The 22,965-nt window shown below is 74.1% G+C and carries 26 protein-coding genes; 4 read left to right on the top strand and 22 right to left on the bottom strand.

Annotated elements, in window-relative coordinates; translation table 11 throughout:
• Positions 1-1,071: a phenylalanine--tRNA ligase subunit alpha gene (gene pheS, locus AC6CH6_RS07830; RefSeq protein ID WP_368810690.1), complete on the bottom strand. Its 1,071-nt coding sequence runs from the start codon at positions 1,069-1,071 to the stop codon at positions 1-3.
• A 304-nt stretch (positions 1,072-1,375) separates the two neighbouring features.
• Here pheS and AC6CH6_RS07825 point away from each other — a divergent pair, with 304 nt between their 5' ends.
• Complete coding sequence (locus AC6CH6_RS07825; protein ID WP_498254695.1) at positions 1,376-1,804, top strand: hypothetical protein; 429 nt, start codon at positions 1,376-1,378, stop codon at positions 1,802-1,804.
• 44 nt (positions 1,805-1,848) lie between these two features.
• On the opposite strand, the gene AC6CH6_RS07820 is transcribed toward AC6CH6_RS07825, so the two are convergent.
• From AC6CH6_RS07820 to AC6CH6_RS07795, 6 genes are all read right to left on the bottom strand, one after another.
• Entirely contained in the window at positions 1,849-2,301 is a 453-nt protein-coding gene (locus AC6CH6_RS07820) for a (deoxy)nucleoside triphosphate pyrophosphohydrolase (RefSeq protein WP_498254694.1), read from the bottom strand.
• Positions 2,302-2,305: 4 nt separating this feature from the next.
• Complete coding sequence (locus AC6CH6_RS07815; RefSeq protein ID WP_498254693.1) at positions 2,306-3,220, bottom strand: TrmH family RNA methyltransferase; 915 nt, start codon at positions 3,218-3,220, stop codon at positions 2,306-2,308.
• Positions 3,221-3,234: 14 nt separating this feature from the next.
• Entirely contained in the window at positions 3,235-3,624 is a 390-nt protein-coding gene (gene rplT / locus AC6CH6_RS07810) for a 50S ribosomal protein L20 (RefSeq protein ID WP_031282709.1), read from the bottom strand.
• A gap of 94 nt (positions 3,625-3,718) precedes the next feature.
• Entirely contained in the window at positions 3,719-3,913 is a 195-nt protein-coding gene (rpmI, locus tag AC6CH6_RS07805; protein WP_017832891.1) for a 50S ribosomal protein L35, read from the bottom strand.
• Positions 3,914-4,069: 156 nt separating this feature from the next.
• Complete coding sequence (gene infC / locus AC6CH6_RS07800) at positions 4,070-5,089, bottom strand: translation initiation factor IF-3 (protein ID WP_498254717.1); 1,020 nt, start codon at positions 5,087-5,089, stop codon at positions 4,070-4,072.
• A 363-nt stretch (positions 5,090-5,452) separates the two neighbouring features.
• Positions 5,453-5,749 carry a DUF503 domain-containing protein gene (locus tag AC6CH6_RS07795; RefSeq protein WP_336650001.1) on the bottom strand — a complete coding sequence of 99 codons (297 nt, stop codon included), beginning with the start codon at positions 5,747-5,749 and terminating at the stop codon, positions 5,453-5,455.
• Between the two features lie 104 nt (positions 5,750-5,853).
• Here AC6CH6_RS07795 and AC6CH6_RS07790 point away from each other — a divergent pair, with 104 nt between their 5' ends.
• The gene (locus AC6CH6_RS07790) at positions 5,854-6,264 is read left to right on the top strand and encodes a DUF1844 domain-containing protein (protein ID WP_017832894.1); all 411 of its coding nucleotides are present in this window, start codon (positions 5,854-5,856) and stop codon (positions 6,262-6,264) included.
• A 43-nt stretch (positions 6,265-6,307) separates the two neighbouring features.
• Here the strand turns inward: AC6CH6_RS07790 and AC6CH6_RS07785 are convergent, their stop codons facing one another.
• The 7 genes from AC6CH6_RS07785 to AC6CH6_RS07755 all read right to left on the bottom strand — a co-directional run bounded on the left by AC6CH6_RS07785 (position 6,308) and on the right by AC6CH6_RS07755 (position 11,281).
• Positions 6,308-7,162: an SseB family protein gene (locus tag AC6CH6_RS07785; protein ID WP_498254692.1), complete on the bottom strand. Its 855-nt coding sequence runs from the start codon at positions 7,160-7,162 to the stop codon at positions 6,308-6,310.
• On the bottom strand, positions 7,159-7,911 hold the full coding sequence (gene priA, locus AC6CH6_RS07780; RefSeq protein ID WP_017832896.1) for a bifunctional 1-(5-phosphoribosyl)-5-((5-phosphoribosylamino)methylideneamino)imidazole-4-carboxamide isomerase/phosphoribosylanthranilate isomerase PriA: 753 nt from the start codon (positions 7,909-7,911) through the stop codon (positions 7,159-7,161). Before priA ends, AC6CH6_RS07785 begins: the two co-directional genes overlap by 4 nt.
• A gap of 67 nt (positions 7,912-7,978) precedes the next feature.
• On the bottom strand, positions 7,979-8,140 hold the full coding sequence (locus AC6CH6_RS07775; RefSeq protein WP_017832897.1) for a CG2302 family histidine operon protein: 162 nt from the start codon (positions 8,138-8,140) through the stop codon (positions 7,979-7,981).
• Entirely contained in the window at positions 8,137-8,904 is a 768-nt protein-coding gene (gene hisH, locus AC6CH6_RS07770) for an imidazole glycerol phosphate synthase subunit HisH (RefSeq protein ID WP_498254691.1), read from the bottom strand. Before hisH ends, AC6CH6_RS07775 begins: the two co-directional genes overlap by 4 nt.
• Positions 8,901-9,530, bottom strand: coding sequence for an imidazoleglycerol-phosphate dehydratase HisB (gene hisB, locus AC6CH6_RS07765; RefSeq protein WP_498254690.1), 630 nt, complete (start codon positions 9,528-9,530; stop codon positions 8,901-8,903). The genes hisH and hisB overlap by 4 nt, the downstream gene beginning before the upstream one ends.
• A gap of 142 nt (positions 9,531-9,672) precedes the next feature.
• Positions 9,673-10,776 carry a histidinol-phosphate transaminase gene (locus AC6CH6_RS07760; RefSeq protein WP_498254689.1) on the bottom strand — a complete coding sequence of 368 codons (1,104 nt, stop codon included), beginning with the start codon at positions 10,774-10,776 and terminating at the stop codon, positions 9,673-9,675.
• Between the two features lie 76 nt (positions 10,777-10,852).
• Positions 10,853-11,281: a LysM peptidoglycan-binding domain-containing protein gene (locus AC6CH6_RS07755; RefSeq protein WP_498254688.1), complete on the bottom strand. Its 429-nt coding sequence runs from the start codon at positions 11,279-11,281 to the stop codon at positions 10,853-10,855.
• A gap of 344 nt (positions 11,282-11,625) precedes the next feature.
• On the opposite strand from AC6CH6_RS07755, the gene lexA reads away from it, so the two are divergent.
• Positions 11,626-12,405, top strand: a complete 780-nt coding sequence (gene lexA, locus AC6CH6_RS07750) for a transcriptional repressor LexA (RefSeq protein ID WP_368810682.1) — start codon at positions 11,626-11,628, stop codon at positions 12,403-12,405.
• A gap of 149 nt (positions 12,406-12,554) precedes the next feature.
• On the opposite strand, the gene AC6CH6_RS07745 is transcribed toward lexA, so the two are convergent.
• Positions 12,555-14,633, bottom strand: coding sequence for an ATP-dependent DNA helicase (locus AC6CH6_RS07745; RefSeq protein ID WP_498254687.1), 2,079 nt, complete (start codon positions 14,631-14,633; stop codon positions 12,555-12,557).
• 4 nt (positions 14,634-14,637) lie between these two features.
• The gene (hflX, locus tag AC6CH6_RS07740) at positions 14,638-16,266 is read right to left on the bottom strand and encodes a GTPase HflX (RefSeq protein ID WP_498254686.1); all 1,629 of its coding nucleotides are present in this window, start codon (positions 16,264-16,266) and stop codon (positions 14,638-14,640) included.
• 127 nt (positions 16,267-16,393) lie between these two features.
• On the opposite strand from hflX, the gene AC6CH6_RS07735 reads away from it, so the two are divergent.
• The gene (locus AC6CH6_RS07735) at positions 16,394-17,056 is read left to right on the top strand and encodes a class I SAM-dependent methyltransferase (RefSeq protein ID WP_498254685.1); all 663 of its coding nucleotides are present in this window, start codon (positions 16,394-16,396) and stop codon (positions 17,054-17,056) included.
• 57 nt (positions 17,057-17,113) lie between these two features.
• Here AC6CH6_RS07735 and dapF read toward each other — a convergent pair whose 3' ends face one another.
• The 6 genes from dapF to AC6CH6_RS07705 all read right to left on the bottom strand — a co-directional run bounded on the left by dapF (position 17,114) and on the right by AC6CH6_RS07705 (position 22,839).
• On the bottom strand, positions 17,114-18,103 hold the full coding sequence (dapF, locus tag AC6CH6_RS07730) for a diaminopimelate epimerase (protein ID WP_498254684.1): 990 nt from the start codon (positions 18,101-18,103) through the stop codon (positions 17,114-17,116).
• A gap of 50 nt (positions 18,104-18,153) precedes the next feature.
• Positions 18,154-19,074 (bottom strand): tRNA (adenosine(37)-N6)-dimethylallyltransferase MiaA, encoded by a 921-nt coding sequence (gene miaA / locus AC6CH6_RS07725; protein WP_498254683.1) that lies wholly within the window; start codon positions 19,072-19,074, stop codon positions 18,154-18,156.
• Positions 19,071-20,600 carry a tRNA (N6-isopentenyl adenosine(37)-C2)-methylthiotransferase MiaB gene (gene miaB / locus AC6CH6_RS07720; protein WP_498254682.1) on the bottom strand — a complete coding sequence of 510 codons (1,530 nt, stop codon included), beginning with the start codon at positions 20,598-20,600 and terminating at the stop codon, positions 19,071-19,073. The genes miaA and miaB overlap by 4 nt, the downstream gene beginning before the upstream one ends.
• A 29-nt stretch (positions 20,601-20,629) precedes the next feature.
• Complete coding sequence (locus AC6CH6_RS07715) at positions 20,630-21,262, bottom strand: regulatory protein RecX (RefSeq protein ID WP_133410435.1); 633 nt, start codon at positions 21,260-21,262, stop codon at positions 20,630-20,632.
• Between the two features lie 8 nt (positions 21,263-21,270).
• A complete protein-coding gene (gene recA, locus AC6CH6_RS07710) occupies positions 21,271-22,383 on the bottom strand; it encodes a recombinase RecA (protein WP_498254681.1) in 1,113 nt (370 codons plus the stop codon).
• 234 nt (positions 22,384-22,617) lie between these two features.
• A complete protein-coding gene (locus AC6CH6_RS07705) occupies positions 22,618-22,839 on the bottom strand; it encodes a DUF3046 domain-containing protein (RefSeq protein WP_498254680.1) in 222 nt (73 codons plus the stop codon).
• Between the last annotated feature and the right edge of the window lie 126 nt (positions 22,840-22,965).

Here is a 22,965-nt window from a genome sequence, read left to right as displayed (position 1 = left end):
TTAGATCTCCATCCCGAAGTGCTCGCTGAAGCGGACGTCGCCCTCGACCATGTCGCGCATGTCGGGGACGTTGTTGCGGAACATCAGGGTCCGCTCGATGCCCATGCCGAACGCGAAGCCCGAGTGGACCTCGGGGTCGATGCCGGCCGCGCGCAGCACGTTCGGGTGGACCATGCCGCAGCCGCCCCACTCGATCCACTGCGGCCCGCCCTTGGCGTTCGGGTGCCACACGTCCAGCTCGGCGGACGGCTCGGTGAAGGGGAAGTAGTTGGGCCGCAGCCGGATCTTCGCCTCCGGGCCGAACATCTGCCGGGCGAAGTGCTCGAGCGTGCCCTTGAGGTCGGCCATCGACAGCCCCTTGTCCACGGCCAGACCCTCGACCTGGTGGAAGACCGGGGTGTGCGTGGCGTCGAGCTCGTCGGTGCGGTAGGTGCGCCCCGGGACGACCACGTAGACCGGCAGCTCGCGGCTGAGCAGCGTGCGCATCTGCACCGGCGAGGTGTGCGTGCGCAGCACGAGGTGCGCCCCGGGCGGGTCCACGAAGAACGTGTCCTGCAGCTCCCGGGCGGGGTGGTCCGGCTTGAAGTTGAGGGAGTCGAAGTTGTACCACTCGGACTCGACCTCGGGTCCGTCGGCGACCTCCCAGCCCATGGCCACGAACGTCTCGCCGACGCGCTCCATGAGGTTGGTCAGCGGGTGCCGCCCGCCCAGGCGCCGGCGCCGGCCGGCGGCGGTGACGTCCACGGCCTCCTCGACGAGGATCCGGGCGTCCCGCTCCTCCTCCAGCACCGTGGTGCGGGCGGCGACCGCCTGGTTGACGCGGCCGCGGGCCTGGCCGACCAGCTTGCCGGCCGCGGACTTCTGCGACTTGTCCAGGGAGCCGATCTGCCGGTTGGCCAGCGCCAGCGGGGACCGGTCCCCCGCGTGAGCGAGCCGGACCTCCTTGAGCTCGTCGAGGTCCTGGGCGTTTCCGACGGCGGCCAGGGCCGCCTCCACGGCCGCGGCGACCGCGGCCTCGTCGGTCGGGTCGACCGCGCCGCTCGGGGCGGTCTCGGGTGGCAGTTCAGACATCAGCTGGCGACTTCTTCGGCTCGGGGACGGTGTCGTCCGCGCACGCCGTCCCACGGTCCGTGGGACATGGAGCACGGGAAAGCCCGGATCGGCACGGATCACGGGCGTGTTCCAGTCTATGGCACGGGCCGCAGGGTCCGCCCACCGCTGCTCCGGCACGTCGACGACCCGGTGGTACCGGAGCGCGGCGCGGTCCGGCGCGGAGGAGTGCCAGCACTGCCCCGCTGCTTCCGTGCCCGGGTGATCGCAGGCGTGGCGATCGTCGACCCGGACGGGGTGCGCCGAGCGGATCTAGGCTGGCGCCATGACAAGCGAACTGAGCCGGGCGGCGCGCCTGCGGCAGGTGTGGAACATGGCGAACCTGTCCACCCCGCTGGGGCTGCTGGTCGCCGCGACTTCCCGGACCAAGGTGATCCACGGCCCGGAGGGGCTGCTCCTGGGCTTCGGCTACCGGCCCCGGCTGCCCCGGGCCGGGGCGTTCACCGTGGGCAACGTGGTCCTGTTCCGCGCCGGGATCGACGACGTCGCGACCCGCCCCCGGCTCGTGGCTCACGAGTCCCGCCACGCGACCCAGTGGGCGCAGTGGCTGGGCCTGCCCTTCCTGCCGGCCTACCTCCTGGCCGCGGGGTGGTCGGTGCTGCGCTGCGGGCACCCGGCGCACCGCAACCCCTTCGAGATCGGGGCCGGTCTCGCCGACGGCGGCTACGTCCCTGGCCCCCGGCACCACGGCTGACCGGCGCGCCGCCACCTGACCCGCTCCGGCCGGCACGGACCGGCTCAGCCCCGCAGGTGGTCCAGCAGGGCGTGCACGATCGGCAGGTCGGCCGGGATCCAGGGGAGCTCGAGCGCGGCGGCGGGGTCGTCGAGCGGGAGCCACCGCACGGCCAGGTGGTCCTCCCCCACCGCGGGCCGGGGGTCGCCGCCGGCGGCCACGGCCGTCCAGACCCGCATCGCCGCGGTGTCCTTGAGCGGCCAGCCCTGGGCGTGCGGTCCGCGCACCTCCGCGAGCAGCCGGACGTCCACGCCGAGCTCCTCGGCGCACTCCCGCACCAGGGCCTGCTCGCAGCTCTCGTCCGGCTCCTGCTTGCCGCCGGGGAACTCCCACAGGCCCCGCAGGGCCTCGGGGTAGGCCCGCTGGGCGGCGAGGAAGGCCGTGGGGCGGCGGGCGTCGTCGAGGAGGGCGGCGCCGACCACCTGGGTGCGGTAGGCGGCGGGCAGCGGTGCGGTCACGGGCTCAGTGCCCGTCCCCGGCGCCGGGGCGCCGCTGGGCCCGGGCCGAGGCGTAGAGGCACACGGTGGCGGCGGTGCCCACGTTGAGGGACTCCGCCCGGCCGTGCACCGGCACGGCGACGCGGTGGTCGGCCAGCGCCTTCTCCTCCTCGGACAGTCCCCGGGCCTCGTTGCCGAAGAGCCACACGGTGGGGCGCGCCAGGTCGTAGGCGGTGTCGACCCCGTCCGCGCCGGCGGCCCGGGCGGCGGAGGCGTCCTGGAGGCGGTCGAGGTCGACGTCCCCGTGGCCGTCGGCGGCCAGCACGCCGCATCCGGCGGCGCGGGCGGCCTCGAGCAGCGCGGGCAGGTCGGCGCCCACGACGACGGGCAGGTGGAAGAGGGAGCCGGCGGTCGAGCGCACGGTCTTGGGGTTGTAGACGTCCACGCTGCCGGCGGTGAGCACCACCGCGTCCGCGCCGGCGGCGTCCGCCGCGCGCAGCACGGTGCCGGCGTTGCCGGGGTCCTGGACCCGGGCGAGCACGGCCACGAGCCGCGGCCGGGCGGCGAGCACGGCCCCGAGGTCCGCGTCGAGGGGGCGGCACACGACGACGACGCCCTGCGGGGTCACCGCGTCGCTCATCGCGGCGAGGACCTCCCGCGTCACGAGGCGCACGAACACGGAGCGGTCCTCGGCCACGCGCTCGAGGAGGGCGGCGATGTCCGGGTGGCGGCCCAGGGCGTCCTCGGTGACGTAGACGGCGTCCACGCACGGGGACTCCGGGTGCCGGGCGAGGGCCTCGCGGGCGTTCTGCGGGCCCTCGGCGAGGAACAGCCCGCGCTTGGAACGCGCGGAGCGCCCGGCCAGTCCCGCGACGTCCCTGACCCGATCGGCTCGGGGGTTGGACATCGGCTGGGCGGCCAGGCGCTCCGTGAGGTTCACTGCTCCGACTGTGCTCAGGCGGCGGCTTCGCGCGGCGCGGAGGTGTCCTCCGGCAGGGCGTTCTTCGCGATCTCGACCAGACCGGCGAACGCCTGCTGGTCGTTCACGGCCAGCTCGGCGAGCATCCGGCGGTCGACCTCCACCTCGGCAGCCTTGAGGCCCTGGATGAAGCGGTTGTAGGTCAGGCCGTTGGCGCGGGCCGCGGCGTTGATGCGCTGGATCCACAGCCGGCGGAAGTCGCCCTTGCGCTTCCGGCGGTCGTTGTAGCTGTAGACGAACGAGTGGGTGACCTGCTCCTTCGCCTTGCGGTACAGGCGCGAGCGCTGGCCGCGGTAGCCGGAGGCCTGCTCGAGGATTTCTCGGCGCTTCTTGTGGGCGTTGACCGCCCGCTTCACACGTGCCACGTGTGTACTCCTTCACTTCGGTCCCGGCCGCGCGGCCGGGAGGTCAAATCTGTGCGGGGCGGGGAGTCGGACTCCCCGGGGGATGCGGTGGGGACTACTTGCCCAGCATCTTCTTGATGACCTTGGCGTCGCCGGGGGCCACGATCTGGTCGGAGGCCAGGCGGCGGGTCAGCCGCGAGGACTTGTGCTCCAGGTAGTGGCGGCGGTTGGCCTGCTGGCGCTTCACCTTGCCGGTACCGGTGAGCTTGAAGCGCTTCTTCGCCCCGCTGTGGGTCTTCATCTTCGGCATGTGGCCGCTCTCCTTGCGTTTCTTCCGGTGGTGGCCACCGGAGGGCACGGCGACGTCCGCCGCACCTCCACGGTGCCCCTGGGCGCAGCCGGGACCGGCTGCGCGCCGCGGGGCGCTGTCAGTTCTGCTCCGCTCGCGCGGAAGGTCGTGCGCCGCTCAGGCCTGGGGCCCGGGCTTGGCTCCCGGCTTGGGACCGGGCCAGGGGGCCTTCGGCGCCGCGGCCGGGGCCTTGGACGCCGGGGCCTTGGACGCCGGGGCCTTGGGCGCCGGGGCCTTCGGGGCCGGCGGCTTCGGGGCGGCCTTCGGCGCCGGGGCCTCGACGACCTCGGGCTCCGGTGCCTCCGCGACCTCGGGCGCCGGGGTCTCGACGACCTCGGGCGCCTCCGGCTCGGCGACCTCGGGCTCGGTGACCGCGGGCTCGACGACCTCGGGCTCGGGGGCGGCGGCCTGCACCGTCTCCGGGACCTCTGGGGCCGGTGCCGGCTCCTGGACCTCGGGCTCCGGGGCCGGCTGCTGCACCGGCTCCTCGGCCTGCCCGGCCCGTTCGCGCAGCTCGGCCGGGAACGCGTCCCCGATCGACTGGGTCACGGGCGCCGCGGAGGACGTGTCGATCTTGTCCTTCGCCTTGCGCTCGTTCTCGGCCTTCGCCTCGTCGCGCTGCTTCTGGCGGCGCGCCTCGGCCTTGGCCTCGGCCTTGTTCTTCAGCGGGCCCACGACCATCACCATGTTGCGGCCGTCGACCCGGGGGCTCGACTCGACCGCACCGACCTCCGCGACGTCGTTCGCGAAGCGCTCGAGCAGGCGGACGCCCATCTCGGGGCGCTGCTGCTCGCGGCCGCGGAACTGGATCATGGCCTTGACCTTGTCGCCGGCCCCGAGGAACCGCTTGGCGTGGCCGACCTTGGTCTCGTAGTCGTGGGTGTCGATCTTGAGCCGGAACCGGACCTCCTTGAGGACCGTGTTCGTCTGGTTCTTGCGCGACTCCCGGGCCTTGACCGCGGCCTCGTACTTGTACTTGCCGAAGTCCATGAGCTTGGCCACCGGCGGCTTGGCGTTGGGCGCCACCTCGACCAGATCGAGATCCGATTCGCGGGCCAGCCTCAGTGCGTCCTCGACGCGGACGATGCCGACCTGCTCGCCTGCGGGTCCGACGAGACGGACTTCGGGGACTCGGATTCTGTCATTGATACGTGGATCGCTAATGCCGTGCTCCTGATGTTCTGCGTGGTCGCCCGGAGGTTTCCGGGGACCTCATGGTTCGGTCCGGTCCGCAACGACAAAAGCCCCCGCTGCGGTCGGCAAGCGGAGGCTCATCGGTGCACCACCCGGGGGTGGCGCGCTGCGTGACGGAGCGGACGCGGGAACTCCCGGCCGTGCCGTCGTGCGGACGATGTCGTCGCGGACCCGGCGGCCGTGGGCAGGTCGTCCGAGCGGATCGGGGACCGTGGCCGGCGCGGGTGGGAGTCTCCTCCACTTGCACACTGCCGACCAGTCTAGCCCATGGGCCGCCGGTTCGGGAAACGGCGGGCGTGCGCGCTGTCACTCGTCCTCGGTGCTGTACAGGGCCCGGCGGGCCGAGAGCAGCTCCGTCTCCGGGCGGGCGGCGACGAAGCGCTCGACGTCGTCGAGGACCTCGACGAGGCGGGCGGCGTCGGCCGCGACCACGGCGGTGCCCACCAGGGCCCGGCGGTGGAGCTCCAGGTGGCCGACCTCGGCCGCGGTCACGGGGAACCGGCGGCGCAGCTCCGCGACGAGGGGCCGCACCACGGAGCGCTTGCCCTTCAGGGAGTGCACGTCCCCCAGGAGCACGTCGAACTCGATCCACCCGATCCACACGGCGTCCCCGCCTCCTCCCGGCCGTCCCCGGCCTCCCCAGCAGGATAGTGCCGGCGGGGCCGGGACGGTCCGGGCGGCGGACAGCGGTGTGGCAGAGTTGGGCCATGACTTCCGAGAACACCTTCCGCTTCGACGACGACGCCGCACGGTCCGGCCAGGAGATCCCGCAGGAGACGGTCAGCGCCGTCGACGAGCAGATGCGCGACATCGCGGAGGTCCCCGCCATCGAGGTCATCACGACCGCGGCCGTGCACCTCATGAGCGCCGCCGCCGTGAAGTGCGGTCTCGCCGCCGGCGAGGACGCGGAGGAGCTCAAGGACCTCGACGAGGCGCGCAAGCTCATCACCGCGCTGGCCGGCTTCGTCACCGCCGCGGCCCCGGAGATCGGCTCGCAGCACGCCGCTCCGCTGCGCGACGGTCTGCGCACCCTGCAGCTCGCGTTCCGGGAGGCCTCGCGCTACCCGGACGCCCCCGGCCAGGGACCCGGCGAGCGGTTCACGGGTCCCGTCACCTGAGGACCGTCACCACGAGTGCGCGGGCTGATCCGGGTTCCCCGGGTCAGCCCGCCGTCGTGAGACGCAGCTGCATCGAGTCCACGTCCTCCGCGAGGGCCGGCTCGACGCTCAGCCGGGCCTGGAAGCGGGCGACGACGTCGTCCAGCTGCGCCCGGTCGAGCCCGGCGCGCAGGGACAGCACCACGGCCAGCTCGGGGCCCGCCCCGCCGCCCCGGACGACCGCCTCGTCCGCGGCGCGAACGGCCACCCCGTCGCCGGGGGCCGTCCCCACGCCGAGCACCCCGGGCAGGTCCTCGGCGCAGCGCCGCACGGCCGCCTCGACCGCCGCGCTGCGGTAGGAGGGCGTCCAGGTCCTGCCCTGGGCCAGCGCCCAGAGGGCCGGGCGGCGCACGACGAACGGGAGCGCCGCGCCCGGGTCGAGCACCAGCAGCTGGGTGCCGTCCTTGACCGCGGCCACGGCCGCCCGGCGGACGTCCGTGGCCACCGGCCGCGCTTGGGCGTGCCAGCCCGCGAGCGCCGCGGTGGACGTGAAGACCGGCAGCACCTGCCGGCCGTCCGCCGCCCGCAGGGACACGAGCGCCATGTCGGCCTCCTTGTCGGCCACCAGACCGGCCTCGGTCACGGTCGAGGCCGAGACCTCGGCCACGACGGGCACGAACACCCGGGTCCCGGCCAGCGCGGCGACCACCGCGGCCTCGTCCCCCCTCCCCGCGCGCAGGTCCTCGAGGGCCTGCAGCACGGCCGGGGCGGCGGCGCCGTCGTCGTCGGGGAAGCGGTGGGTGTGGCTGGTGCCCTCCCCCAGGTCGCGCCCGGCCCAGGCCTGGCCGCCGGTGTCCGCCGTGCCGCCCGCGCCCGCGAGCTGGGCGGCGATGTGCCCCGGGAGGGGCCGCTCCGTCACCGCGCTCCCGGCCGGCCCGCCACGTCGAGGGCCTCCTCGAGGGTGAAGCGGCCAGCGTAGAGGGCCTTGCCCACGATCGCGCCCTCGACGCCGGAGGGCACCAGGGTGCGCAGGGCGGCGAGGTCCTCGAGCGAGGAGATCCCCCCGGAGGCGACCACGGGCTTGTCGGTGCGGGTCGCGACCTCCTGCAGCAGCTCCAGGTTGGGGCCCTTGAGGGTGCCGTCCTTGGTGACGTCGGTGACCACGTAGCGGGCGCACCCGTGCTCCTCGAGGCGGTCCAGGACCTCCCAGAGGTCCCCGCCCTCCTCGGTCCAGCCGCGGGCGGCGAGGACGGTGCCCCGCACGTCGAGGCCCACCGCGATGACGTCGCCGTGCTCGGCGATGACCTTCTGCGTCCACTCGGGGTTCTCCAGGGCCGCCGTGCCCAGGTTGATCCGCGCGGGGTCCAGGGACAGCGCCCGCTCCAGCGAGGCGTCGTCGCGGATGCCGCCGGACATCTCGACCTTCAGCTCCAGCTCGGCGGCCACGCGGCGGAGGACGTCGATGTTGTCGCCGCGGCCGAAGGCGGCGTCGAGGTCCACGAGGTGGATCCACTCGGCGCCGGCCTCCTGCCACGCGAGGGCGGCCTCGAGCGGGTCGCCGTAGCCGGTCTCGGAGCCGGCCTCGCCCTGGACCAGGCGCACGGCCTGGCCGTCCGCGACGTCGACGGCGGGCAGCAGCTGGAGGCGGGGGGTCTCGCTCAGGGACATGGGTTCTCTTCTCTCGGTGCTCGGGTGCTCGGGTGCGGGTGTGCGGGCGTTCGGGGTGGGCCCGGGCTCAGCGGCCCTGGAACCAGGCGTACCAGCCGTAGCCGACCAGGGCCGCCGCGACGGCGGCCAGGAGGACGACTGTCCACAGCGGCTTGCGCTGCTGGTGGAACGAGATGGCGCCGCCGGCGACGAACGCCCCGAGCACCATGACGACGACGGCCGCGCTCACGCGGCGCCGTCCTGGCTCTCCAGGGTCGGCCGGCCGGCCAGGGTGTCCCCGCCGAGGGGGTCGCCGGCCTTGAGGTGGTCGAGGCGTCCCGTGCGCGGCAGGGTGCCGAGCCAGTTGCGCAGCAGCTGGATGCCGGCCTCGGAGGACTTCTCGGGGTGGAACTGCGTGGCGCACAGGGCCCCGTTCTCCACGGCGGCGATGAAGCGCCCGCCGTGGTCGGACCAGGTGACCTGCGGCGGCCGCATTTTCTGGATGCTCTGCGGGAAGTCCCACTCCTGCACCCCGTAGGAGTGCACGAAGTAGAAGCGCTGGTCCTCGATGCCCCGGAACAGGACGCTGCCCTCGGGCGGCTGGACCGTGTTCCAGCCCATGTGCGGGACGACGTCGGCCTTCAGCCGTTCGACGACGCCGGGCCACTCGCCCATGCCCTCGGTCTGCCGGCCGTGCTCCACCCCGGAGTCGAAGAGGACCTGCAGGCCCACGCAGATGCCCAGCACGGGCCGTCCTCCGGCGAGGCGGCGGCCGATCAGGCGCAGCCCGTCCACGGAGCGCAGACCGTCCATGACGGCGGCGAACGCGCCCACGCCGGGGACCACGAGGCCGTCGGCGTCGAGCACCGCCTCGGGGTCGGCGCTGAGCACCACGTCCGCGCCGGCGGCCTCGAGGGCGCGCACGGCCGAGCGCACGTTGCCGGCGCCGTAGTCGAGGACCGTGACGGTGGGCCGGGCGGCGCCGTCGGTCGCGGTGGTGCCGTCGGTGCTCACAGGGCCCCCTTCGTGGACGGGATGCCGCGGACCCGGGGATCGTGCTCCACGGCCTGGCGCAGCGCGCGGGCCAGGGCCTTGAACTGGGCCTCGGCGATGTGGTGCGGGTCCCGGCCGGCCAGCAGGGTGACGTGCAGGCAGATCCCGGCGTGGTAGGCCAGGGACTCGAAGACGTGCTGGACCATGGAGCCGGTGAAGTGCCCGCCGATGAGGTGGTACTGCTGGCCCTCCGGCTCGCCGGTGTGCACCACGTAGGGCCGGCCGGAGATGTCGACCACGGCGTTGGCCAGGGCCTCGTCCAGCGGGACGGTGGCCTCGCCGAAGCGGCGGATCCCGGCCTTCTCGCCCAGCGCCTGACGCAGGGCGTCCCCGAGGACGATCGCGGTGTCCTCGACCGTGTGGTGGACGTCGATGTGGGTGTCCCCGGTCGCCCGGATCCGCATGTCGATCAGGGAGTGCTTCGACAGCGCGGTGAGCATGTGGTCGTAGAAGGGCACCGAGGTGTCGATGTCGTTCTCGCCGGTGCCGTCGAGGTCGATCTCGACGGACACCGTGGACTCGCTCGTGCGCCGCTCCAGGGCGGCGCGGCGGGGCGCACGGGTGCCGGTGGTGGTCTGGTCGCTCATTCGGTGGGAACTCCTCGCGGGCGCGGCACGGCCGTCGGTGGGCCGCGGGTGGTCCGGGCCGGGACGCGCGGCGGCGCCCGGGCCCGGTGGTGGTGGTCTGCCTCCATGCTATCCGGGTCGGCAGGACCCGGCCCCGGGGCTCTCAGCCGCCGGAGACGATCCGCGCCATGCTGGTCAGGAACGCGGTGGTCTCCTCCTCGGTGCCGGCGGTGACGCGCAGGTGGCCGGGGATCCCGACGTCCCGCACGAGCACCCCTTCCTCGAGCAGCTCCCCCCACACGGCCCGGGAGTCCTCCATGCCGCCGAAGAACACGAAGTTCGAGTCCGACTCGGCCGGCTCCAGCCCGATCCGCTTGAGCTCGTCGACGATCCGGTCGCGCTGGACCTTGATGTCCTCCACGTTGGCCAGCAGCGACTCCGAGTGGCGCAGGGCCGCCAGGGCCGTGGCCTGAGTGACGGCGGAGAGGTGGTACGGCAGCCGGACCAGGCGCACGGCGTCGGCGACCTCCGGCGCCGCCGCGAAGTAGCCGAGGCGGGCTCCGGCGAGCGCGAACGCCTTGCTCATGGTGCGGGAGACGATCAGCCGGGGCCGGCCCTCGAGCAGCGTGAGCGCGGTGGGGGTGCCGCCGTGGGAGAACTCCGCGTACGCCTCGTCGACCACCACGACCGTGCGGAACTCCTCCCCCGCCTCGTACACGGCGGTGACCACGTCCGAGCCCAGCGCGGTGCCGGTCGGGTTGTTGGGCGAGCAGAGGAAGACCACGTCGGGGCGGTGCCGGCGCACCTGCTCGGCCGCGGACTCCGCGGACAGGCCGAAGTCCGCCGCCCGCTGCCCGGCGACGAAGCCGGTGTGCGTGCCGGAGGCCAGCAGCGGGTACATCGAGTAGGTGGGGACGAAGCTGAGCAGAGTGCGGCCGGGGCCGCCGAAGGCCTGCAGGATCTGCTGCAGGATCTCGTTGGACCCGTTGGCCGCCCACAGGTTCCCGGGCCCGAGCCCGTGGCCGAGGTACGCGGCGAGCTCCTCGCGCAGGGCGGTGAACTCGCGGTCCGGGTACCGGTTGAGGGTCCAGGCCGCCTCGGTGACCTCCCGGACGATCGCCGCGTGCACGTCCGCCGGCACCGGATGGGTGTTCTCGTTGGTGTTGAGCGCCACGGCGACGTCGAGCTGCGGGGCGCCGTACGGCGTCTTGCCGCGCAGGTCGTCGCGGAGCGGGAGGGCGTTGAGTCGGTCCAGGTTCTGCGTCACCCGGACAGTTTAGTGCTCCGCCCGGCGCGTGCAGATCGGGGCGTGCAGAGCGGGGCGTGCTGATAGGGCGGGCGGCTCAGGCGGCCGGGACCTCGAGGAGCTGGCCGGCCACGAGCACGGAGCTGTCCAGGTCGTTGAGCTCCACGATCTCGTCCATGACCTCCCGCGGGTCCCGGTCCGGGTCGGCCGCCACGGCGAGCTCCCACAGGCTCTGCCCGGGGAACACGGTGGTCTGCTCGGTCCCGGAGCCCGGGACGGGTGCGCTCGTGGCCGTGGCCGTCGAGGGGACGAGGAAGATCACGGCGAGCACCACCAGGGCGGCGGAGCCGGCCAGGACGGGCAGCCCCAGGAACACCAGGCGGCCGCGGCGGGTCAGGGTCAGCGGGGTGCGGGACGCGGAGCGGGCGGGACGGGCCCGCCGGAGCGCACGGCCGAGCCCCCGGGCGGATCCTGCGGACTCGCGGCGGCGGGTGACGACGGCGGTGAGGGTGGCACTGGCACTCATGACATGAACTCCTTGACGTTCCCGCACGGAGCGGGCGATCTCGAACACCGGTCCGGTCGACGACCCTCGCGGGCCTCCATTCGATCGAACATACTTTCGAATACCGATGACCCATGTCTAGCACGTGTCTGCGAATGCTGTCGACAGCGGGTCGTACATATGTTTGAACACACACGGCGTGTCGCCTAGGCTGAGGACAGGTTCGGGCCCCCGGCCGGCGCGCGCTGCGGACCCCCTGCGCCTGCCGACCGGGACCTATCGAACCACCCGGGTCCGACATCGGAACCGGGACCGCGCAGACCGGCTGCGGCACCTGCAGCCGGACGGGAAAGGACGACGCTCCCATGGCCCAGCCCCCCACCCCCGAGGAGCCCCGCGCCCGGGGCGCCCGCCCCGGGGCGCGCTCGCGCAGCCGCGGGCTCACCGTGCGCCAGCGCACCATCCTCGAGGCCATCCAGCGCTCCATCGCCGAGCACGGCTATCCGCCGTCCATGCGGGAGATCGGGGACCTCGTGGGCCTGGCCTCGCTCTCCAGCGTCACCCACCAGCTCGCCCAGCTCGAGAAGCTGGGCTATCTGCGCCGGGACCCCAAGCGCCCGCGGGCCATGGAGGTGCTCACTCCCCTGCAGCTGCGCGGGACCGCCGGGGCGGAGTCCGCCGAGCCGTCGCAGGAGGCCCCGGCGGCACCGGCGGGCCGGACCGCTCGTCCGGCCGCCCAGAACGCCGTGGCCGAGCTGTCCACCTCGGCGGACGTGACGATGGTCCCCCTGGTGGGCCACATCGCCGCCGGCGGGCCGATCACGGCCGAGCAGTCCGTGGAGGACGTCCTCGCTCTGCCCCGCCAGCTGGTCGGGCACGGCGAGCTGTTCATGCTGCGCGTCAAGGGCGACTCGATGATCGACGCCGCGATCTGCGACGGCGACTGGGTGGTGGTGCGCCGGCAGAGCGCCGCCGACAACGGGGACATCGTGGCCGCCCTGCTCGACGACGAGGCCACGGTCAAGACCTTCCGCCAGCGGGACGGCCACACATGGCTGCTGCCGCAGAACACGCGCTACGAGCCGATCCTCGGCGACCACGCCACCGTGATGGGCAAGGTCGTCTCGGTGCTGCGCAGCCTCTGAGCCGCCGCACGCCCCCGGCACCCGGGCCCTCCGCCGCCGGCGGGGGGCCCGTTGCCGTCCGGGCCGGCCGCCGTCCGCACACCCTGCTGTCCGGACCCCGTGCGGGGCCGGCGCGGTCCGGGCAGACCCCGGGCGTCCGCCGGACGTGCTCAGCCCACGGAGAGCCGCTGCAGGGCGCCGAGCACCACCTGGCGGTCCGTGGTGGTCCACAGCGGCGGCAGGGACCCGCGGAGGAAGCCGCCGTAGCGGGCGGTCGCGATCCGGGAGTCCAGGATCGCCACGACGCCCCGGTCCCCGCCCGCGCGGATGAGCCGCCCGGCCCCCTGGGCGAGCCGCACGGCCGCGTGCGTCGCGGACACGGACATGAACCCGTTGCCGCCGGCCCGTTCCGCGGCGCGGCTGCGGGCGCTCGCCAGCGGGTCGTCCGGGCGCGGGAAGGGAATCCGGTCGATCATCACGAGCCGGCACGAGGCCCCCGGGACGTCGACGCCCTGCCACAGGCTCATCGTGCCGAACAGGCTCGTGGACGGGTCGTCGGTGAACTCCTGGACGAGCCCCGCGAGCGAGGACTCCCCCTGGCACAGGATCGGCAGCTCCGTGCGCCCGCGCAGCGCCTCGGCCGCCTCCTCCGCCGCCCGGCGGGAGGAGAAGAGCCCGAGGGCCCCACCCCTGGAGGCCTCCAGCAGGGCCAGCATCTCGTCCAGCTGGGCCTCCGTGAGCCGGCGGCCGGGCTTCTCCAGGTGCTTGGCGAGGTAGAGGATGCCCTGCTTCGGGTAGTCGAACGGGCTGCCGACGTCCACGCCCTCCCAGCGCGGGGCGCCCTCGCCCCGCAGGCCGAGGGCGCCGGCGGCGGAGTCGAAGGACGAGCCGACGGACAGGGTGGCGGAGGTGAGGACCACGGTGCGCCCGTCGAAGAGCCCCTCCCGCAGGGTGCCGGCCACGCTGAGCGGGGCCACGTGCAGGGTCGCCGGGTCGGTGTCCTCCGCGGGCACGTAGCCGCGGCCCGGCTCCCAGCCGCCCTGCCGCGAGATCCACAGCACCTCGCGGTGCTCCTCGGCGGCGAGGATCCGCTCGGCCAGGTCGAGGACGTCGCTCACCCGGGAGCGGGCCATCTGCCGGCCGGCGTCCCCGTCCTTCTCCCCGGGACCGGCCTTGGACTCGGTCATCACGGTGCGGGCGGCGTCCCGGATCTGGGCCACGGCCGCCGCCTGGGCGTCCCCGAGGCCTCGGTGCAGCAGCTCGGCGGGGGCACCCATCAGGGCGGCCTCGAGGTTGGCGGCCCCGGCGGTGAGCGAGTCGGGGCTCGCGGAGGTGTGCTTGCGCGCGGACGCGGCGGCCGAGCGGACCATCGCCGCGGAGAGCTGTCCGGTGACGGCGCCCGTCACCCGGTCCTGGAGCTCGTGGGCCTCGTCGATGACCACGACGTCGTGCTCGGGCAGCACCGTGATGCCCTCGAACGCGTTGATCGCGAGCAGGGCGTGGTTGGTGATGACGATGTCGGCCTCACCGGCCCGCTGCTTGGCGAGCTCCGCGAAGCAGTCCTCGACCAGGGGACAGCTGCGGCCCAGGCACTCCTTCGCCGTGACCGACACCTGGCGCCAGGCGCGGTCGCTGACCCCGGGGAGCACCTCGTCCCGGTCACCGGTCCCGGTCTCGCGGGCCCACTCGCGCAGGCGCTGGACCTCCTGGCCCAGCCGCCCGGGGTTCTCGGCGGCCTCGGGCTGCGGCGGGCCGGGGTGCGGGGCGGCGTCGGGCAGCGCGAAGAGCGCGCCGGGCTCGTCGTCGGACGGGTAGCCGCCCTCGATCTTGTGCAGGCACGCATAGTTGCTGCGGCCCTTGAGCAGGGCCACGTCCACGTCCCGCTCGAGCTCTCCCTCGAGGGCGGCCAGCAGGCGCGGCACGTCCCGGCCGACGATCTGCGACTGCAGCGCGAGCGTCGCGGTGGCCACGACCACCGGCTTGTCCGCGCGCTGGGCGTGCTCCACGAGCGGGGCCAGGTACGCGAGGGACTTGCCGGTGCCGGTCCCCGCCTGGACCAGCAGGTGCCGGCCCCGGTCGAGGGCCTCGGCCACCTTGGCGGTCATCAGCCGCTGCCCGTCCCGGACCTGCCCGCCCATCGCGGTCACGGCGGTGTCCAGCAGGGCCAGGGAGTCCTTGGCCCCGGGCAGGGTCTCCGGGCGCACGCCCGTGACGTCGTGCCCGGATTCGTCCACGAATGCGGCGGCCACGCGCTCAGGCGCTCTCGGCGCCGAAGCCGGGAGCGCGCTCGGGGGCGAACTCCGCGAGCTCGGCCGCGAGGTCCTCGCGGACCTTCACGAGCAGGTGGGTGCCCTCGGGCAGGTGCTCGGTGCGCAGGATCTCCGCGTCCCAGTCGTGCAGCCGGCTGACCACGTCGCCGCGCTGGTAGGGGACGAGCAGGTCCAGCACCGTCTCGGGCCGCGGGATGGACTCGCTGATCCGCTGCCGGAGCTCCTCGATGCCCTCCCCGGTGCGGGCCGAGACCACCACCACGTTGCGCTCGCGCTGCTTGATCCGCTCGACCACGAACGGGTCGGCGGCGTCCACCTTGTTCAGGGCGATGATCTCGGGGATGTTCTGCGCGTCGATGTCCGTGAAGACCTGGCGCACCGCGCGGATCTGGCCCTCCGGGTCCGGGTGGGAGGCGTCCACCACGTGCAGGATGAGGTCGGAGTCGGCGACCTCCTCCAGGGTGGAGCGGAACGCCTCGACGAGCTGCGTGGGCAGCGAGCGGACGAAGCCGACCGTGTCCGAGAGCGTGTAGCCGATGCCGTCCGGTGTCTGCGCGCGGCGGACCGTGGGGTCCAGGGTGGCGAACAGGGCGTTCTCCACGAGCACGCCCGCGTCCGTGAGCCGGTTCAGCAGCGAGGACTTGCCCGCGTTGGTGTAGCCGGCGATCGCCACCGAGGGCACGGAGTGGCGGCGGCGGTTGAGCCGCTTGGTCTCGCGCGCCGGCTTCATCGCGGCGATCTCGCGCCGCAGCTTGGCCATGCGGGTGCGGATGCGCCGGCGGTCCAGCTCGATCTTGGTCTCACCGGGGCCGCGGGAGCCGATGCCCTCACCGGCGGCGGCGCGACCGCCGGCCTGGCGGGACAGGGACTCGCCCCAGCCGCGCAGGCGCGGGAGCAGGTACTCGAGCTGGGCGAGCTCGACCTGGGCCTTGCCCTCCTTGGACTTGGCGTGCTGGGCGAAGATGTCGAGGATCAGACCCGTGCGGTCGATGACCTTGACCTTCACGACGTCCTCCAGCCCGCGCCGCTGGGAGGGGGCGAGCTCGGAGTCGACGACGACGGTGTCCGCGCCGGTCGCGGCGACGATGTCCCGCAGCTCCTTGGCCTTGCCCGAGCCCAGGTACGTGGCCGGGTCCGGCTTGAGCCGGCGCTGGACGATGCCGTCCAGCACCTCGGAGCCTGCGGTCTCGGCGAGCGCGGCCAGTTCGCGCAGGGAGTTCTCGGCCTCCGCGAGCGTGCCCTCCGTCCACAGTCCGGCCAGCACCACGCGCTCCAGGCGCAGCTGGCGGTACTCGAGCTCGGTGACGTCCTCGAGCTCGGTGGACAGGCCCGCGACGCGGCGCAGGGCGCGGCGCTCCTCGAGGTCCTGCTGGTCGCCGTCGTGGACGGTGTGCCCGTCTTCGGCGTCGGCCAGCTCTCGGGCCCGGCCGGAGAACCGGCCCGGCGCGGTGGGGTCGTCCTCGGGGGCGGTGTCCTGCCCGGCGGCCTGCTCCCGGGCCCGGGCCCGGGACAGCACGCGCTCGACGACGTCCTCCAGGTCCTGCCGGCTCAGGCCGTTCTCGGGCTCCGCGGCGTCGCGGGGCTCGGCAGGGGTTTCACGGGGGTGGGTCATGGTTCCTTTCGGACGGGATGCTGATCAGTACATTCTAGTGGCGGAGCCGGACATCCCGGCGTCCCGTCGGGGTCCGCGCCGGTTCCCGGTGCGTGCGCGGCGGGCGCTGTCGGTAGCATGGGGCGCTATGGCACCGCCTCCCGACTCCCCCGATCCCGTGGCCGGCCCGGCGACCCCCAACCCGGGGACCGAGCACTACTTCTCCGAGGACCCCTCGGTCCCCGAGGTGCGGCGGTCCGTGGCCGTGCGGCTGCGGGGGCGGGAGGTCTCGCTGCAGACCTCCAACGGGGTGTTCAGCCCGCGGGGTCTCGACAAGGGAACGTCCGTGCTGCTGGAAAATGTTCCCGACCCCGCCGGGGCGGAGCTCCTGGACATCGGCTGCGGGTGGGGTCCGATCGCGCTGAGCCTGGCCGGGTCCGCCCCGGGGGCCCGGGTCACGGCCGTGGACGTCAACGAGCGCTCCCTGGGGCTCACCCGGGACAACGCGGCGGCCCTGGGCCTGACCGGTGTGGAGGCGCTGCTGCCGGAGCAGGTGCCCGCGGAGCGGCGCTTCGACACCATCTGGTCCAATCCGCCCATCCGGATCGGCAAACAGCAGCTGCACGAGCTGCTGCTCCAGTGGCTGCCGCGGCTGGCCGAGGGCGGCACCGCGTGGCTGGTGGTGCAGAAGAACCTCGGGGCGGACTCGCTGCAGAAGTGGCTCGGCACCGCGCTGGGCGGCGGCTTCCGGGTCTCCCGGCACACGACCGACAAGGGGTTCCGGGTCCTGCTCGTCGAACGGCGGGACTGAGCGACCGGCACCGGGCCGGGTCCCACCCCACGAACCTCAGGCCTCAGGCCTCAGGCCTCAGACGAAGGTGCCCTCGGCCACCAGCACGGCCGGTCCGGCCAGCACCACGTGCTCGGCGCCGTCGGGCGCGGGGACGAACGTCACGGAGACGATCCCGCCGGGCACCTGCACCAGCCACTGGTCCGGGGCCGTGGCGCCGCCCCAGAAGCGGGTCGCGGCCGCCGCGGCGCACGCGCCCGTCCCGCAGGACTGCGTCTCGCCCACGCCGCGCTCGTGCACGCGCATCCGCACCCGGCCCACGCCGTCGTCGTCGCCGTCGGCGGGGACCACGAACTCGACGTTGGTCCCGTCCACGGGCTCCGGGCGCACGACGGGGGCAGTGTGCAGCCCGAGCTGGTCGAGCTTCTCCCCCTCCGCGAGCGCCACGACGGTGTGCGGGTTGCCCATGCCGATCGACAGCGCGGGGCGGGGCACCTGCAGCCCCTCGGCGGTCACGACGGCGTCCGAGCCGCGGGACCGGGCCGCGTCCCCGTCGAGGAAGGTCCACGGCCCCATGTCCACGGCGTAGCCGGAGTCGGTGCGGGCCACGGTCTTCACCCCGGCGCGGGTGCCGATGCGCAGCACGTCCCCCTCGGGGACCGCGGCGAGGCCCCGCTGGAGCAGGTAGTGGACGAAGACCCGGACCCCGTTGCCGCACATCTCGGCGACGGAGCCGTCGTTGTTGCGGTAGTCCATGAACCACTCGGCGTCCGGCGCCGCCTCGAGGACGGCCCGCCCCTCGGGGATCGCCTCGGAGCGCACGGCGCGGATCAGCCCGTCCCCCCCGATGCCGCGGTGGCGGTCGCACACCAGGGTCACCAGCTCGGCGTCCAGGGCCAGCTCCGCGTGCGGGTCGGTCAGCAGCACGAAGTCGTTGCCCGTGCCGTGGCCCTTAGCGAAGTCGCGGCCCCGGAGCTCCCCCCAGGGGCCGGCGTCGGCGCCGGGGGCGGTGTCCGGGGCGGGGCGGGTGTCCTCGTGCTGGGCGGTGGGGCTCTGGGCGGAAGTCACCCGGCCATGATACGCGGACCCGGCCGCCGGCCCGCGGCCGGGTCCGCGGTTCAGCCCTCGGCCGCGACCCGTTCGACGACGTCCACGGCGCGCTCCGCGAGGCCGGGCGCGGCCGGGTCGAGCCAGTGCACCCGGGGGTCCGCACGGAACCAGGTCCGCTGGCGGCGGGCGAAGCGGCGGGTGGCCACCACGGTGGCCTCGACCGCCTCCGCCACGGTGACGCGGCCGTCCACCACGTCCAGGAACTGGCCGTAGCCCAGGGCCCGGGAGGCCGTGCGCCCCTCGCGCAGCCCGCGGGCCGCCAGGGCGCGCACCTCGGTCTCCAGGCCGGCCTCGACCATGGCCCCGACCCGGCGGGCGAGCCGGTCGTGCAGCGCGGCACGCTCGAGGTCCAGGCCGATCTGCACGGTGGGCTCCACGTGCTCGCGGCGGGGCATGAAGGACGTGAACGGGCGGCCGGTGAGCTCCCACACCTCCAGGGCGCGCACCAGCCGCCGCTCGTCCTGCAGCCGGGCGGCGGACGCCGGGTCCACCTGGCGCAGCCGCTCCCGCAGGGCGCCGGGGCCCCGGGCCGCGAGCTCGTCCTCGATCCGGGCCCGCACCGCGGGGTCGGTGCCGGGCAGCTCGAGCACGTCCAGGGCCGCGCGCACGTAGAGCCCCGAGCCGCCCACCAGGACGGGGACCCGGCCGCGGGCGCGGATCTGCGCGAATCGGGTCCGGGCGTCGCGCTGGAAGTCCGCGACCGAGGCCTCCTCGGTGACGTCGAGGACGTCGAGGAGGTGGTGGGGCACCCCGCGCCGCTCCTCCGCGGTCGCCTTGGCGGTGCCGATGTCCATCCCGCGGTAGAACTGCATGGAGTCGGCATTGACGACCTCCCCGCCCAGCCGCAGGGCGAGCTCGACGCCCAGGGCGGTCTTGCCGGTGCCCGTGGGCCCGACGACGGCGAGAACCGGCAGGTCCGTGCGGGTCACCGGACCGGGAGGCCCGGCATGCCCAGGCTCACGGGCCCGGGCCCGGCGGCGCCCGGGGCGGCGGGGACCCCGCAGGACGCGGCCTGGCGGCGGTCCCAGGCATCCCCGGCCCGCGAGCGCCGCAGCGCGTAGTCCCGCGGGGACCGGGGGTCGGCGACGAGGTGGTAGGCGGCGGCGCCGGTGACGACGACCGTCACGAAGTCGCCGGGCCGCGGGACCTCGGCGCCCTCCGGGACGGAGAAGTGGACGAGCCGCTGGTCCCGCGCGCGGCCCGAGAGCCGGTGGGTCTGCTCGGACTTCTTGCCGGCCTCCGCGGTGACGAGCAGCTCGACCTGCCGGCCGACCACCGCCCGGTTCTCCTCCGCGGCGATCCGGTCCTGCAGGGCCACGAGCCGCTCGAAGCGCTCCTGCACCACGGCCTTCGGCACCTGGTCCGCCATCTCCCCCGCGGGGGTGCCGGGCCGGACGGAGTACTGGAACGTGTACGCCGAGGAGAAGCGGGAGGCCGCCACGACGTCGAGGGTGGCCTGGAAGTCCTCCTCGGTCTCCCCCGGGAAGCCCACGATGATGTCCGTGGTGATCGCGGCCTCGGGGATGCGCTCGCGGACCGTGTCCAGGATCCCGAGGAACCGCTTCGAGCGGTAGGAGCGGCGCATCTCCTTGAGGATCCGGTCGGAACCGGACTGCAGGGGCATGTGCAGCTGCGGCATGACGTTGGGGGTCTCCGCCATGGCGTCGATGACGTCGTCGGTGAACGCGGCCGGGTGCGGGCTGGTGAAGCGCACGCGCTCCAGTCCCTCGATCCGCCCGCACGCCCGGAGCAGCTTGGCGAACGCCCCGCGGTCCCCGAACTCCACGCCGTAGGAGTTCACGTTCTGCCCCAGGAGCGTGACCTCGACCGCCCCGTCGTCGACGAGGGCCTGCACCTCGGCGAGGACCTCCCCGGGCCGCCGGTCCTTCTCCTTGCCGCGCAGGGACGGGACGATGCAGAACGTGCAGGTGTTGTTGCAGCCCACGGAGATCGAGACCCACCCCGAGTACGCGCTGTCCCGCTTGGTGGGCAGCGTCGAGGGGAACACCTCGAGGGCGTCGAGGATCTCCAGCTGCGCCTCGGCGTTGTGCCGAGAGCGCTCCAGCAGGGTGGGCAGGGAGCCGATGTTGTGGGTGCCGAAGACGACGTCCACCCACGGTGCCCGCTCGAGGATGGTGTCCTGGTCCTTCTGCGCGAGGCAGCCGCCGACGGCGATCTGCAGGTCCTTGTTGCGCTTCTTGGCGGGCACGAGCTGGCCGAGGTTGCCGTAGAGCTTGTTGTCGGCGTTCTCGCGCACGGCGCACGTGTTGAACACCACGAGGTCCGGCTCGCCGCCGGCGGCGGGGACGTAGCCGGCGGCCTCGAGCAGACCCGTGATCCGCTCGGAGTCGTGGACGTTCATCTGGCACCCGAACGTGCGCACCTCGTAGGAGCGCGGGGCGGGTGCGCCGGAGGACGCGGTCGGGTCCGGGGAAAGGGCTGCGGGGGTCGACATCACCGGACAATTGTACGGGGCGGTCCCGGTCACGGGGTCTCCGGGTGTTCCTCGCCCATCTCGTCGTCCTGGACCGCGGCACCGGAGCGCGCCTCGAGCTCCTCCTTCACCACGGCGAAGGCCAGCCCGGGCGGGTAGCCCTTGCGCCCGAGCATCCCGACCAGCCGCCGCACGGCCCTGTCTCGCTCGGCACGGTCGGTGAGCTCGGCCCCGGCGGGGAGCTTGCGGCGCACCAGTTCGGCGGCGTCCTCCCGCTCGTCCTCGTCGGTGCGCTGCTCGAGCGCCGACTCGGCGATCTCCCCCGTGACGCCGCGGGTGGCCAGCTCCCGCCGGATCGCGGAGCGGGAGAGTTTGCGGGAGCCGGCCCGCGAGCGGACGTAGAGCTCCGCGAACTGGGCGTCGTCGACGAGGTCGACCTCCTCGAACCGGTCCAGCACCTCCCGGGCGACGTCCTCGGGGACGTTGCGGTCGGCGAGCTTGTCCTCGAGCTGCTTGCGGCTCTTCGCCGAGGCGGTGAGCTGGCGCAGGACGATCGCCCGGGCCACCTCCCGGGCGTCCGGCTCGGGGTCCTGGGCCGGGGACGACGACGCCGCCGGGCCCTCCGGCCCGCGGTGGCGGGCGGAGGACCGGCGGCGCCGGCGGTCGTACGGGCTCTCGGTCACGGACCCGCTCAGAAGGCCGGGCCGGCGACCTCGGTGGGCAGCCCGGTCACGGGCTGCTCCTCCGCGGTCTCCTCGGCGGCCTCCGGCTCCTCGACGACCCCGAGCTTCACCAGGATCCGGCGCTCGATCTCCTCGGCCAGCTCCGGGTTGTCCTTGAGGAACCGGCGCGAGTTCTCCTTGCCCTGCCCCAGCTGGTCGCCCTCGTAGGTGAACCACGCCCCGGACTTCTTGACGATGCCGTGCTCCACGCCCATGTCGATGAGCCCGCCCTCGGTGGAGATGCCCTCCCCGTAGAGGATGTCGAACTCCGCCTGCTTGAAGGGCGGCGCCATCTTGTTCTTGACGATCTTGGCGCGGGTCCGGTTGCCCACCGGGTTGGCCCCGTCCTTGAGGGTCTCGATGCGGCGCACGTCCACGCGCACCGAGGCGTAGAACTTCAGCGCCTTGCCACCGGTGGTGGTCTCGGGGCTGCCGAAGAACACCCCGATCTTCTCGCGCAGCTGGTTGATGAAGATCGCGGTGGTGTTCGAGTGCGAGAGCCGGCCGGTGATCTTGCGCAGCGCCTGGCTCATGAGGCGGGCCTGCAGACCCACGTGGCTGTCGCCCATCTCGCCCTCGATCTCGGCCTTGGGCACCAGGGCCGCCACCGAGTCGATGACGATGATGTCGATGGATCCGGAGCCGACGAGCATGTCCATGATCTCCAGGGCCTGCTCACCGGTGTCCGGCTGCGAGACCAGCAGGCTGTCGGTGTCCACGCCGAGCTTCTCGGCGTAGGAGGGGTCGAGGGCGTGCTCGGCGTCGATGAAGGCGGCGATCCCGCCGGCCTTCTGGACGTTGGCGACCGCGTGCAGGGCCACGGTCGTCTTGCCGGAGGACTCCGGGCCGTAGATCTCCACGACGCGCCCGCGCGGGAACCCGCCGATGCCCAGCGCGACGTCCATCGCGATGGACCCGGTGGGGATGGTCTCGATCTTGGTCGCCGGGCGGTCGCCCAGGCGCATGACCGAGCCCTTGCCGTAGTTCTTGTCGATCTGCGCGAGAACGGTCTCGAGAGCCTTCTCCCGGTCGCTGCCGAACTGCTGGTCGGCGCTCTGCTTGTTGCTGCCCTTGGCTGCCATGGTCCACCTCGTGTTCGGGGGGTTCCGCCGGTGCGGCCGGAACCGTTGCTGCTGGTCTTTTCGTGTTCCACGGTATCGCCGTGGTCGGACACCGTAAGGCTTCGCGCGGGGTCTGGGGAGGAGCGGGAACCACTGTCCCGGGACGGACCGGGCTGTGCAGTCCGCGCCCCGCTGCTTCGAATATACCTTCGAAGCGGTCGCGGGTCCACGGGCGCGCCGGGAACCCGGCGGGCGTCAGTCCCGGGGCGGGCGGTCCACGCCCCACCAGCGGGACTCGGGGACGTCCTGGGCCCGGCAGAGGGCGAACCACACGGTCCGCGGGTCGACGCCGGCCTCGATGGCCTCGGTGGCCGTGCGGTGCTCGAGCTCCCCGAGCACCAGGTCCCGGGCCAGGACCCTGCTGTAGCCCGCGCCGAACTCGTCGGCCATGAGCTGCCAGAAGCTGCTCAGCCTCATCCGCGTCCTCCTTCGTCGTGCTGCCGGCCGGGGGGTCGTGCCCGTCCATCCTGCCATCCGGGCGGCGGGGCCGGCACAGGCCGGAGGGCCCGGCGGTCCTGGGACCGACGAGCCCTCCGGGACGTC

The sequence above is a fragment of the Kocuria sp. GQ42 genome, from assembly GCF_059758435.1.
The sequence above is the reverse complement of the archived record's forward strand: the minus strand, read 5'-3'. Positions and strand labels throughout refer to the sequence as shown.

Coding starts and splice junctions, on each gene's coding strand:
- lexA (WP_368810682.1), top strand. CDS start 11,626: ATGGCCCAGCCCCCCACCCCCGAGGAGCCCCGCGCCCGGGGCGCCCGC.
- hisB (WP_498254690.1), bottom strand. CDS start 9,530: ATGAGCGACCAGACCACCACCGGCACCCGTGCGCCCCGCCGCGCCGCC.
- pheS (WP_368810690.1), bottom strand. CDS start 1,071: ATGTCTGAACTGCCACCCGAGACCGCCCCGAGCGGCGCGGTCGACCCG.
- rpmI (WP_017832891.1), bottom strand. CDS start 3,913: ATGCCGAAGATGAAGACCCACAGCGGGGCGAAGAAGCGCTTCAAGCTC.
- AC6CH6_RS07705 (WP_498254680.1), bottom strand. CDS start 22,839: ATGAGGCTGAGCAGCTTCTGGCAGCTCATGGCCGACGAGTTCGGCGCG.
- AC6CH6_RS07755 (WP_498254688.1), bottom strand. CDS start 11,281: ATGAGTGCCAGTGCCACCCTCACCGCCGTCGTCACCCGCCGCCGCGAG.
- AC6CH6_RS07825 (WP_498254695.1), top strand. CDS start 1,376: ATGACAAGCGAACTGAGCCGGGCGGCGCGCCTGCGGCAGGTGTGGAAC.
- recA (WP_498254681.1), bottom strand. CDS start 22,383: ATGGCAGCCAAGGGCAGCAACAAGCAGAGCGCCGACCAGCAGTTCGGC.
- AC6CH6_RS07790 (WP_017832894.1), top strand. CDS start 5,854: ATGACTTCCGAGAACACCTTCCGCTTCGACGACGACGCCGCACGGTCC.
- priA (WP_017832896.1), bottom strand. CDS start 7,911: ATGTCCCTGAGCGAGACCCCCCGCCTCCAGCTGCTGCCCGCCGTCGAC.
- miaB (WP_498254682.1), bottom strand. CDS start 20,600: ATGTCGACCCCCGCAGCCCTTTCCCCGGACCCGACCGCGTCCTCCGGC.
- hflX (WP_498254686.1), bottom strand. CDS start 16,266: ATGACCCACCCCCGTGAAACCCCTGCCGAGCCCCGCGACGCCGCGGAG.
- AC6CH6_RS07735 (WP_498254685.1), top strand. CDS start 16,394: ATGGCACCGCCTCCCGACTCCCCCGATCCCGTGGCCGGCCCGGCGACC.